This window comes from Pandoraea sp. PE-S2R-1 (assembly GCF_002179865.1).
Taxonomy (GTDB): domain Bacteria; phylum Pseudomonadota; class Gammaproteobacteria; order Burkholderiales; family Burkholderiaceae; genus Pandoraea.
Genome location: NZ_NGUR01000081.1, coordinates 1 through 256 on the forward strand (window position 1 = coordinate 1; position 256 = coordinate 256).

Below are 256 nucleotides of genomic sequence, written 5' to 3' on the forward strand. Positions count from 1 at the left end.
CTGATGATCCTCGCCCGCGAGCACGGACAGGCGGCCATCGGCGATCAGCGCCTGCGTGGTGTGCGCGTTGCCGCCGCAATCCTTGATCGCGCGAATATTGTCGTGGCCCGCGAGCGTGAGTAACGTCTCGAGCGTGAGTGTCGCGCCAGTGCGATACGGAATGTCGTACAGCACGAGCGGCGCGCGCGAGCGATCCGCCAGTGTCTGGAACCAGTCGACGAGACCCGCCTGTGCCGGCCGAATGTAATACGGCGCA

Annotated in this window: 1 protein-coding gene; it reads right to left on the reverse strand. The window is 65.6% G+C overall.

Going from position 1 to position 256, the window contains the following annotated elements:
• A partial coding sequence (locus CDV44_RS27125; protein ID WP_170936129.1) for a dihydrodipicolinate synthase family protein occupies positions 1-256 on the reverse strand: 256 nt, incomplete at both ends.